The sequence below is a fragment of the Streptomyces sp. NPDC006140 genome, assembly GCF_040628815.1.
Classification (GTDB): domain Bacteria; phylum Actinomycetota; class Actinomycetes; order Streptomycetales; family Streptomycetaceae; genus Streptomyces.
This window is the reverse complement of sequence record NZ_JBEXTS010000003.1, coordinates 727,223-737,500: the sequence shown is the minus strand read 5'-3', so window position 1 is coordinate 737,500 and position 10,278 is coordinate 727,223. Positions and strand designations below refer to the sequence as shown.

9 protein-coding genes are annotated in these 10,278 nt (G+C 68.4%); all 9 read right to left on the bottom strand.

Going from position 1 to position 10,278, the window contains the following annotated elements:
- The coding region (gene ahcY, locus ABZ386_RS12840; RefSeq protein WP_356526696.1) for an adenosylhomocysteinase at positions 1-1,193 on the bottom strand (1,193 nt) is incomplete at its 3' end.
- Entirely contained in the window at positions 1,183-2,052 is an 870-nt protein-coding gene (gene metF / locus ABZ386_RS12835; protein ID WP_355727092.1) for a methylenetetrahydrofolate reductase [NAD(P)H], read from the bottom strand. The genes ahcY and metF, both read right to left, overlap by 11 nt.
- Entirely contained in the window at positions 2,049-5,522 is a 3,474-nt protein-coding gene (gene metH / locus ABZ386_RS12830) for a methionine synthase (protein WP_356502419.1), read from the bottom strand. Before metH ends, metF begins: the two co-directional genes overlap by 4 nt.
- Positions 5,519-6,502, bottom strand: a complete 984-nt coding sequence (locus tag ABZ386_RS12825) for a carbohydrate kinase family protein (RefSeq protein ID WP_355715071.1) — start codon at positions 6,500-6,502, stop codon at positions 5,519-5,521. Before ABZ386_RS12825 ends, metH begins: the two co-directional genes overlap by 4 nt.
- A gap of 1 nt (position 6,503) precedes the next feature.
- Positions 6,504-7,712, bottom strand: a complete 1,209-nt coding sequence (gene metK / locus ABZ386_RS12820) for a methionine adenosyltransferase (protein WP_355715068.1) — start codon at positions 7,710-7,712, stop codon at positions 6,504-6,506.
- A gap of 1 nt (position 7,713) precedes the next feature.
- Positions 7,714-7,956: an acyl carrier protein gene (locus tag ABZ386_RS12815; protein ID WP_020275650.1), complete on the bottom strand. Its 243-nt coding sequence runs from the start codon at positions 7,954-7,956 to the stop codon at positions 7,714-7,716.
- A gap of 46 nt (positions 7,957-8,002) precedes the next feature.
- Positions 8,003-8,437 (bottom strand): holo-ACP synthase, encoded by a 435-nt coding sequence (gene acpS / locus ABZ386_RS12810; RefSeq protein ID WP_355715063.1) that lies wholly within the window; start codon positions 8,435-8,437, stop codon positions 8,003-8,005.
- 1 nt (position 8,438) lies between these two features.
- On the bottom strand, positions 8,439-9,173 hold the full coding sequence (locus ABZ386_RS12805) for a hypothetical protein (RefSeq protein WP_355715060.1): 735 nt from the start codon (positions 9,171-9,173) through the stop codon (positions 8,439-8,441).
- A gap of 174 nt (positions 9,174-9,347) precedes the next feature.
- Positions 9,348-10,238, bottom strand: a complete 891-nt coding sequence (locus tag ABZ386_RS12800; RefSeq protein WP_355715057.1) for a diiron oxygenase — start codon at positions 10,236-10,238, stop codon at positions 9,348-9,350.
- Between the last annotated feature and the right edge of the window lie 40 nt (positions 10,239-10,278).

Genomic DNA, 10,278 nt, shown 5'->3' with positions numbered 1-10,278 from the left:
CGGCCCTCGGACAGGACGATGATCACCTTGCCGTCGGGGAAGGTCCAGGTGTGGACCTGCGGCTTGACCTCGTCCTTGACGATGCCGGGGATCTTCGCGAGGCCGGCCATGTCGATCTCGTTGTCGAAGTGGCCGATGTTGCCCACGATGGCCTGGTGCTTCATCTTGGCCATGTCGCCGGCCATGATGATGTCCTTGTTGCCGGTCGTGGTGATGAAGATGTCGGCCGTCTCGACGACCTCGTCGAGGGTCGTGACCTGGTAGCCGTCCATCGCCGCCTGGAGAGCGCAGATCGGGTCGATCTCCGTGATGATCACCCGGGCGCCCTGTCCGCGCAGGGACTCCGCGCAGCCCTTGCCCACGTCGCCGTAGCCGCAGATGACCGCGGTCTTGCCGCCGATGAGGGTGTCGGTGGCACGGTTGATGCCGTCGACCAGGGAGTGGCGGCAGCCGTACTTGTTGTCGAACTTCGACTTGGTGACGGCGTCGTTGACGTTGATCGCCGGGAACAGCAGGACGCCGTCACGCTGCATCTCGTACAGGCGGTGGACACCGGTCGTGGTCTCCTCGGTGACACCGCGGATCTCCGAGGCGAGCTGGGTCCACTTCTGGGAGCCGTCGGTGATGGTGCGGTTCAGGAGTTCGAGGATGACGCGGTGCTCGTCATTCTCGGCGGTGTCGACGGCAGGAACCTTGCCGGCCTTCTCGTACTCGACGCCCTTGTGGACGAGGAGGGTGGCGTCACCGCCGTCGTCCAGGATCATGTTGGGACCGCCGGTGGGGCTGTCCGGCCAGGTCAGCGCCTGCTCCGTGCACCACCAGTACTCCTCCAGCGTCTCGCCCTTCCAGGCGAAGACCGGGACGCCCTGCGGGTTGTCCGGGGTGCCGTTCGGGCCGACGGCGATGGCTGCCGCGGCGTGGTCCTGGGTGGAGAAGATGTTGCAGGAGGCCCAGCGGACCTGTGCGCCGAGGGCGACCAGGGTCTCGATGAGCACGGCGGTCTGCACGGTCATGTGCAGGGAGCCGGTGACACGGGCGCCGGCCAGGGGCTGCGCCTCGGCGTACTCCTTGCGGATCGCCATCAGGCCCGGCATCTCGTGCTCGGCGAGGGTGATCTCCTTGCGGCCGAACTCGGCCAGGGAGAGATCGGCGACCTTGAAGTCCTGGGGCTGGGTGTCGCGGTCAGCGGGCACTGAGGCTCCTTGAGGCTTGGACGGTGCGGTGGATGTCGAGGGCCGCGGTGGAACGGTTCAGGGTGATGTAGTGCAGGCCGGGGGCGCCTTCGGCGAGGAGCCGCTCGGCCATGGCGACGGCGTGGTCGACGCCGATGCGGTATGCGGCCCCGGGGTCGTCCCGGGCGGCTTCGAGCCGGTGGGCCAGGTCTTCGGGGAAGGCGGCGTTGCTGAGCTCGGCGAAGCGACGGATCTGCCGTACGTCGGTGGCGGGCATGATCTCTGGGATGATCGGGGTGTCGCAGCCGGCGGCCGCCACGCGGTCCCGTAGCCGGAGGTAGTCCTCGATGTGGAAGAACATCTGCGTGATGGCGTAGTCCGCGCCGGCCTTGCACTTGGCCACGAAGTGGCGGAGGTCGGTCTCCGGATCCGGTGACCGCGGATGTCCTTCCGGAAAGGCGGCCACGCCGATGGTGAAGTCGCCGAGCGAGCGGACCAGTTCGACCAGTTGACAGGCGTGGGTGAAGCCGTCCGGGTGCGGGATCCACTCACCCCGAGGGTCGCCGGGCGGATCGCCGCGCAGCACGAGGACGTCGCGGATGCCGGCATCCGCGTAAGCGCCGATGATGTGCCGCAGCTCGGCGACCGAGTGGCCGACAGCCGTGAGGTGGGCGACCGGACGCAGGGTGGTCTCCGCGGCGATGCGCCGCGTGACGGCGACGGTACGGTCGCGGGAGGAGCCTCCGGCGCCGTACGTCACGGACACGAAGTCGGGCCGCAGCGCCTCCACCCGGCGGATCGCTTCCCAGAGGGTGCGCTCTCCGTTCGCGGTCTTCGGAGGGAAGAACTCGAAGGAGAACGTGGTCCTGCTCGTCGTCATGGGCGGCCTCCCGCGTTGAAGTAGCTCGCCTCGGGGTGGTGGACGACGATCGCGTCCGTGGACTGCTCCGGGTGGAGCTGGAACTCCTCGGAGAGCTCCACGCCGATCCGTTCCGGCCGCAGCAGGTCGGCGATCTTGCCGCGGTCTTCGAGGTCGGGGCAGGCCGGGTAGCCGAGCGAGTAGCGGCAGCCCTGGTACTGGGTGCGGAGCATGCCGTCCAGGCCAGCCGGGTCGTGCACGCCGATGAAGAGTTCCGCGCGGACACGGGCGTGCCAGTACTCGGCCAGGGCCTCGGCCAACTGCACGGACAGACCGTGCAGTTCCAGGTAGTCACGGTAAGCGTCGGTCTCGAAGAGTTCGGCCGTGGCCTCCCCGATCCGCGAGCCGACGGTGACGATCTGGAGCCCCACGACATCGGCCTGACCGCTCTCCTCCGGGCGGAAGAAGTCGGCCAGGCAGAGGCGCCGGCCGCGGTCCTGACGGGGGAAGGTGAAACGGGTGCGCTCGTTGCCGTGCTCGTCGAGGATGATCAGGTCGTCGTCCTTCGACACGCACGGGAAGTAGCCGTAGACCACCGCGGCTTCGACAAGGTTCTCGGTCCGTAGGCGGTCCAGCCACATCCGCAGCCTGGGCCGTCCCACGGAATCGATCATGTCCCGCTTGAGGCCCCACTGCCCCTTGAACAGGGCGCCCTCGTCCAGCCAGGACGCGTACTCCTTCAAGGGAATGCCCTTGACGACCCGAGTACCGAAGAAGGGCGGTGTCGGCACGGGGTTGTCGGTGGCCACGTCCGAGCGCCGTGGGCCCTCCGCCGACAGCTGCTCCGTGGTCCGCACTGTTGCGGCGGCCTTGACGCGACGCTGTTTGAGTTCTGGGAGAGCGGCTCCTGGGGTCCCCCGTTTCACCGCCATCAGGGCGTCCATCAGGCGCAGTCCCTCGAAGGCGTCGCGGGCGTAGCGGACCTCGCCCTCGTAGATCTCGTGCAGGTCCTGCTCGACGTAGGCGCGGGTGAGGGCGGCGCCGCCCAGGATCACCGGGAAGCGGGCGGCCAGGCCGCGGCTGTTCAGCTCCTCCAGGTTCTCCTTCATGATCACGGTGGACTTGACCAGGAGACCGGACATGCCGATGACGTCGGCCTTGTGCTCCTCGGCGGCGTCCAGGATCGCGGAGACCGGCTGCTTGATGCCGAGGTTGACCACGTTGTAGCCGTTGTTGGTCAGGATGATGTCGACGAGGTTCTTGCCGATGTCGTGCACGTCGCCGCGCACGGTGGCCAGCACGATGGTGCCCTTGCCGGCCTCGTCGCCCTCGACCTTCTCCATGTGCGGTTCGAGGTGGGCGACGGCCGTCTTCATCACCTCGGCCGACTGGAGCACGAACGGCAGCTGCATCTGGCCGGAGCCGAACAGCTCGCCGACGACCTTCATGCCGTCCAGCAGGGTCTCGTTGACGATGTCGAGCGCGGGGCGGGACTGGAGGGCCTCGTCCAGGTCGGCTTCGAGTCCGTTGCGCTCGCCGTCGATGATGCGCCGCTTGAGGCGCTCGTCCAGCGGCAGGGCGGCCAGTTCCTCGGCCTTGCCGGCCTTGAGGGACTTGGCGGTGGCGCCCTCGAAGAGCTGCATCAGCTTCTGGAGCGGGTCGTAGCCCTCGGCGCGGCGGTCGTAGATGAGGTCCAGAGCCGTCTGGACCTCCTCCTCGCTGAAGCGGGCGATCGGCAGGATCTTGCTCGCGTGCACGATCGCCGAGTCCAGGCCCGCCTTGACGCACTCGTCGAGGAAGACGGAGTTCAGCAGGATGCGAGCGGCCGGGTTGAGGCCGAAGGAGATGTTGGACAGGCCCAGCGTGGTCTGCACCTTCGGGTGGCGCCGCTTCAGCTCGCGGATGCCCTCGATGGTGGCGATGCCGTCCTTGCGGGACTCCTCCTGACCGGTACAGATGGTGAAGGTCAGGCAGTCGACGAGGATGTCCTCCTCGTGGATGCCCCAGTTGCCGGTCAGGTCGTCGATGAGCCGTTCGGCGATCTCGACCTTCTTCTCGGCGGTGCGGGCCTGGCCCTCCTCGTCGATGGTCAGCGCGATGAGGGCGGCGCCGTGCTCCCTGGCGAGCTGGGTGACCTTGGCGAAGCGGGACTCGGGGCCGTCGCCGTCCTCGTAGTTCACCGAGTTGATCACCGCGCGGCCGCCGAGCTTCTCCAGGCCGGCCCTGATCACGTCGACCTCGGTGGAGTCCAGCACGATCGGCAGCGTGGAGGCGGTGGCGAAGCGGCCGGCCAGCTCCTCCATGTCGGCGACGCCGTCGCGGCCGACGTAGTCCACGCACAGGTCGAGCATGTGCGCGCCCTCGCGGATCTGCTCCCGGGCCATCTCCACACAGTCGTCCCAGCGGCCCTCCAGCATGGCCTCGCGGAACTTCTTCGAACCGTTGGCGTTCGTCCGCTCGCCGATCGCCAGGTACGAGGTGTCCTGCCGGAACGGCACCGACTGGTACAGCGAGGCCGCGCCCGGCTCGGGCTGCGGGTTCCGCTCGGTCGGCGTCACCTCCCGGACGCGCTCGACGAGCCGGCGCAGGTGCTCGGGGGTGGTGCCGCAGCAGCCGCCGACCAGGGACAGGCCGTAGTCGCGGACGAAGTTCTCCTGCGCATCCGCCAGCTCCGGCGGGGTCAGCGGATAGTGCGCCCCGTCCTTGGTCAGCACGGGCAGGCCGGCGTTCGGCATGCAGGACAGCGGGATGCGCGAGTGCCGGGACAGGAAGCGCAGGTGCTCGCTCATCTCCGCCGGACCCGTCGCGCAGTTCAGGCCGATCACGTCAATGCCCAGCGGCTCCAGCGCGGTCAGCGCCGCGCCGATCTCAGAGCCCAGCAGCATCGTGCCGGTCGTCTCGACCGTGACCGACACGATCAGAGGTACGGCGTGGCCTGTGGCTTCCATGGCCCGGCGGGCGGCGATGACGGAAGCCTTGGTCTGAAGCAGGTCCTGCGTCGTCTCCACGAGGAGCGCGTCCGCGCCGCCCGCGAGCAGGCCCTCGGCGTTCTGCTGGTAGGCGTCTCGGATCGCTCCGTAGGTGATGTGACCCAGCGTGGGCAGCTTCGTGCCGGGCCCCATCGAGCCCAGCACCCAGCGCGGTCGCCCGTCACGGGCGGTGAACTCGTCGGCCGCCCCACGGGCGACCCGGGCGCCGGCCTCCGACAGCTCGAAGACCCGCTCGGCGATCCCGTACTCCCCCAGGGCGGCGAGGTTCGCCCCGAACGTGTTGGTCTCCACGCAGTCGACGCCCACGGCGAAGTACGCGTCGTGGACCGACCGGACGATGTCCGGCCGCGTCATGTTCAGGATCTCGTTACAGCCCTCCAAGCCCTGGAAGTCATCCAGCGTGGGATCCTGGGCCTGGAGCATGGTGCCCATCGCCCCGTCCGCCACCACCACACGGGTGGCCAGGGCTGTCCTCAGTCTGTCGCTGCGCGTTCCCGTCACGACAGCCCCCGCAGATGAGCCACGAGGTGCGCGGCGCACCCCACTCCATAGGTGGCCCGCAGCCGCGCGAGCAGCGCATCGCGGTACAGCCGGTACTCCTGCGTTCCGACGTAGTCCAGGACCGTGGCGGCCAGAACGCAGCCGAGTTGGGCGGCGCACTTCTCCGGCACGCCCCACGCCGCACCCGCGAGGAATCCCGCGCGGAAGGCGTCACCGACTCCTGTGGGGTCCACGACGCCCGACACCTCAACCGCGGGAACGGCCAGGGCTTGGCGCCCGTCCTTGCGGATTCGGACGCCCGCTGCTCCGTGCGTGGTGACCCAGCAGCCGACGCGGCGCAGGATCTCCTCAACGGTCAAGCCGGTACGGTCCTGCAGCAGCGCGGCCTCGTACTCGTTGGTGAACAGCCAGCGTGCGCCGTCGATCAGTTCGAGGACGTCGTTCTTGCCCAGGCGCGCCAGTTGCTGGGACGGGTCGGAGGCGAAGGGGATGCCCAGTGCGCGGCATGCCCGGGTGTGACGGAGCATGGCCTCGGGGTCGTCGGGCGAGACCATCACCAGCCCGAGCCGGCCGACCCGTTCTACGACCGTCCGCAGGTCGATCCGGCGGGCTTCCGCCATGGCGCCGGCGTAGAACGTCGCGATCTGGTTCTGCATCCGGTCGGTCGTGCACACGAAGCGTGCCGTGTGCTGTTCCTCGCTGACCAGCACGGAGTCGGTGTCGACTCCGTGCTGCTTCAGCCATATCCGGTAGGGCTCGAAGTCGCCGCCGACCGCGCCGACGAGCACCGGCTGTATGCCGAGCAGCCCGAGGCCGAAGGAGATGTTCGCTGCCACGCCGCCGCGACGGATCTCCAGCCGGTCTGCGAGGAAGGACAGGGAGACACGGTCCAGGCGGTCGGCCAGAAGCTGGTCGGTGAAGCTCCCCGGGAACGACATCAGATGGTCGGTGGCGATGGAGCCCGTGACAGCGATGCGCATCTCAGCCCTCCACAGCCCTGAGCAGGGCTTCGACCCGGTCCGTCGACTCCCATGACAGTTCCGGGAGTTCACGCCCGAAGTGGCCGTACGCCGCGGTCTGGGCGTAGATCGGCCGCAACAGGTCCAGGTCACGGATGATCGCGGCAGGCCGCAGGTCGAACACTTCGGTGATGGCGGCCTGGATACGGTCCACAGGCACGGCTTCGGTGCCGAAGGTCTCGACGAACAGGCCCACGGGCTCGGCCTTGCCAATGGCGTAGGCGACCTGGACCTCGCAGCGGGAGGCGAGGCCCGCGGCGACGACGTTCTTGGCGACCCAGCGCATCGCGTACGCCGCCGAGCGGTCCACCTTGGAGGGGTCCTTGCCGGAGAAGGCGCCGCCGCCGTGGCGGGCCATGCCGCCGTAGGTATCGATGATGATCTTGCGGCCGGTCAGGCCGGCGTCGCCCATGGGCCCGCCGATCTCGAAGCGGCCGGTCGGGTTGACCAGCAGCCGGTAACCGTCGCTCTCCAGACTCAGACCTTGTTCGGCCAACGCCTTGAGCGTGGGCTCGACGACGAGGTCCCGGATGTCCGGCGCCAGGAGACCGTCGAGGTTGATGTCGGGGGCGTGCTGCGAGGAGACGACGACGGTGTCCAGACGTACCGGCCAGTCGCCGTCGTACTCGATGGTGACCTGCGTCTTGCCGTCCGGCCGCAGGTAGGGGCAGGTTCCGTTCTTGCGGACCTCGGTCAGTCGCTGCGCCAGCCGGTGCGCGAGGTGGATCGGCAGCGGCATGAACTCAGGTGTGTCGTCGCAGGCGTACCCGAACATCAGGCCCTGGTCGCCGGCGCCCTGCCGGGATAGCTCGTCCCCGCCAACTTCGATCCGGGCCTCGTACGCGGAGTTCACTCCCTGCGCGATGTCCGGGGACTGGGATCCGATCGAGAGCGACACACCGCAGGACGCCCCGTCGAAGCCTTTCGCGGAGGAGTCGTAGCCGATCTCGAGGATCGTGTCGCGCACCAACTGGGCGATCGGGGCGTACGCGGTCGTGGTGACCTCGCCCGCGATGTGCACCTGCCCCGTGGTGATCAGAGTCTCCACGGCGACGCGCGAGGCCGGATCCTGGGCGAGCAGCGCGTCCAGAACCGTGTCGCTGATCCGGTCGGCGATCTTGTCGGGATGGCCCTCGGTGACCGATTCGGAGGTGAAAAGCCTCCGGCCCATCTCACTTCACCCCCGCACGGAAGAAGTTGGCGTCGATGGCGTCGAGGGTGCGGATGGCGTCGACCTCGAGGGTCTCCATCTCGATGGGGCGGCCGCAGTGCTGTTCCAGCAGGAAGACGAACTCGACGAAGGACAGCGAGTCGATGAGGCGGTTCTCGATCAGGTCCAGGTCGCCCGGGATGTCCTCGCGGTCCGGGTGACGCTTGAGGATCCAGTCCTTGACCTGCTGCAGGGCCTCGCTCATGAGTGTGCTCCTCACATTGCTGTGTACAGGTGGGTAGGCAGGCGCCTCACGGCCGGAGGCCGGAGGGATCGCCGAGGATGGGGGCGGCCACGGCGACCGCGTAGTCCACGTCATGGCTGATGCTCACCGTGATGTCCGTGATGCCAGACTGCGCCGCCATGTCGGCGGCGCTACGCCGCAGCTCGACGAGCGGCCAGCCACCGTCCGAGCGGCGCACCACGATGTCCCGCCACGGCAGGAAACGGCCCCGGACCCGCAGTGTCTTGAACGCCGCCTCCTTGGCCGCGATCCGGCCGCAGAGACTGAGAAGATCAAGCCCACTGGACGTGCGGCAGTCGGCCAGTTCTCCGGGGTCCAGCATCCGCTCGAAGAACCCCTCGCCGTGGTCCTCGAGGAGTCGGCGGACGCGCTTGACGGACACGATGTCCATGCCGAGGTTCGCCCAGCCCGGGCCGCCTGCGGCGGTAGGGTGGGCCGGCACGTCACACCCCCGGTCCGACCGGGGAGAATTGGTCCCTGGCCGCATGGACGGCCTCCGTGGCGGCGGCCCAGCTGCCGTGCCGCCGCGTGAGTGCGGACAGCCAGCGCTCCAGGCCGAAGGCGACGCAGCTGGTGAAGGCCGGACCGCCGGTGCCGGCGAGGGTGATGGAGCAGCGGTCGCCGAAGAAGTTGCGGTGCGTGTTGACGGAGGCGATCGCCAGGTCCTCGTAGAGGAATTCGTGCTTGACGGGCGACAGCCGCTGCAGCACCGCCTTGGAGCCGCCCTTGTCGTAGAAGGGGTCGCAGGCGGCTTCTTTGCTCAGCGGCAGGTCCAGCGCCCGGGCGAAGGCGGTGATGCGGTCACTGAAGTCGCACAGGTGGCTCTCGGCGTGCTCGCGGCTGCCGAGAGCCACGATCTCCCTCATGCGGAAGCCGAGTTGGCGCCTGAGCCCCTCGTAACGCTCCTCCTTGCGGAAGCACCAGCCGACAACGGTGACGAGGGTGTCCTCGGCCACCGCGCGGCCCTCGTGGTCGAGGTAGACCGCGTAACAGGACGCGGAGGGCAGACCGAGTTCGGCGGGTTGCAGAGTGCTGCAGGGAAAGCATCCGGTCTCGGCACAGAACTCACCGCGCCGGTCGACCTCGATCGCGGTCGCGACGACGGCCTGGTGCGGGAAGTTCTCGTAGTAGTCCAGGCGCCTCAGATCCGCGGCCGGCAGCAGCGGGGGCATGGTCATGGAGCGTGCTCCGGCAACCACTCCCCACCTTTCGAAGGTGTCGTCGAGGAGCCGCAGCAGGGCGGTGCCCTCCGGTCCGAGGGAGGGTAAACCGCGGGCTTCTCGGGGTGAGTCCGGTGAAGATCGCGGGGCTGTGAACGTGGTGTGGGACACGGTGGTTGACCACCTCTCGGGTCAGATGACCGGCAGCGTGTCGTCGGAGAAGATCCCGGTCTTGAGGAAGAAGGCGAGCGGCTTGCGGATGGCCTTGCGCTCGTGCGGGCGCCGACGCTCGTCGGCGACGAGCGCGTTACGCAGACCGAGCGGGTCGGCGATGCCGGCATCGCGGTAGACGTGCGGGTTGTAGAGGGAGTTGACACTGAAGACGACGTAGCGCTTGAGGTAGCTCTCCACCTCGCGCAGCCGCTCCTCACCCACCGCGTCACGCATCCGGGTGAACAGCAGCGAGACCAGCTCGCGCCCGAAGGCGATGTGCCGGGACTCGTCCTGGTGGTGGATGCGGTTGACCTGGCGGATGGTGTCGCAGAGCGTCTCGTCCTGCGCCATCCGCATGTTGTAGTGGTCGACCAGCTCCTCAAAGAACAGGATGCGGGCGAAGACGAGGAAGTTCTCGACCTCCGGTTCCCAGGCCGAGTCGGCGCGCATGGCGGTCGAGGCGTAGATCTTTTCGCCGTAGCGACGGCAGAACTCGGCGAAGAACCACATGTGTTCGTTCTCTTCACCGATGAAGTGGTGGAAGAAGTCGGACGGCACCTCGAAGCCGGGCATGTGGATGCGGCCCACGACCTCGATGAGCAGCTCGCGGATGCCGTGCACGTTGAGGCTGTAGAAGTTGATGGACTCCCACTTGGACAGCCGGTGCAGGGTCTCCTCGCCGAGCTCGTCGAAGTACGGGGTGCCGTAGGGGGTGAGCAGCTCGGGGCTCATCCACAGGCGGTTCTCGTCCAGCTTCTCGGGCCAGTCGAACTGCTGGTACGGGTTGTAGTAGTCCTCGATGGCCTTCTCGCTGAGCCGTTCGAGGACTTCGAGGAAGCGGTCGGTGACGGGCAGGGCCGTGGCGGCCATGGTCTCTCCTGTCGGGTACGCGGGTGTGCGGTACGCGGGC

What these genes read in the sequence shown, in the direction of transcription:
- metF (WP_355727092.1), bottom strand. Translation starts at nt 2,052, where the DNA reads ATGACGACGAGCAGGACCACGTTCTCCTTCGAGTTCTTCCCTCCGAAG.
- ABZ386_RS12825 (WP_355715071.1), bottom strand. Translation starts at nt 6,502, where the DNA reads ATGCGCATCGCTGTCACGGGCTCCATCGCCACCGACCATCTGATGTCG.
- metK (WP_355715068.1), bottom strand. Translation starts at nt 7,712, where the DNA reads ATGGGCCGGAGGCTTTTCACCTCCGAATCGGTCACCGAGGGCCATCCC.
- ABZ386_RS12815 (WP_020275650.1), bottom strand. Translation starts at nt 7,956, where the DNA reads ATGAGCGAGGCCCTGCAGCAGGTCAAGGACTGGATCCTCAAGCGTCAC.
- ABZ386_RS12805 (WP_355715060.1), bottom strand. Translation starts at nt 9,173, where the DNA reads ATGACCATGCCCCCGCTGCTGCCGGCCGCGGATCTGAGGCGCCTGGAC.
- ABZ386_RS12800 (WP_355715057.1), bottom strand. Translation starts at nt 10,238, where the DNA reads ATGGCCGCCACGGCCCTGCCCGTCACCGACCGCTTCCTCGAAGTCCTC.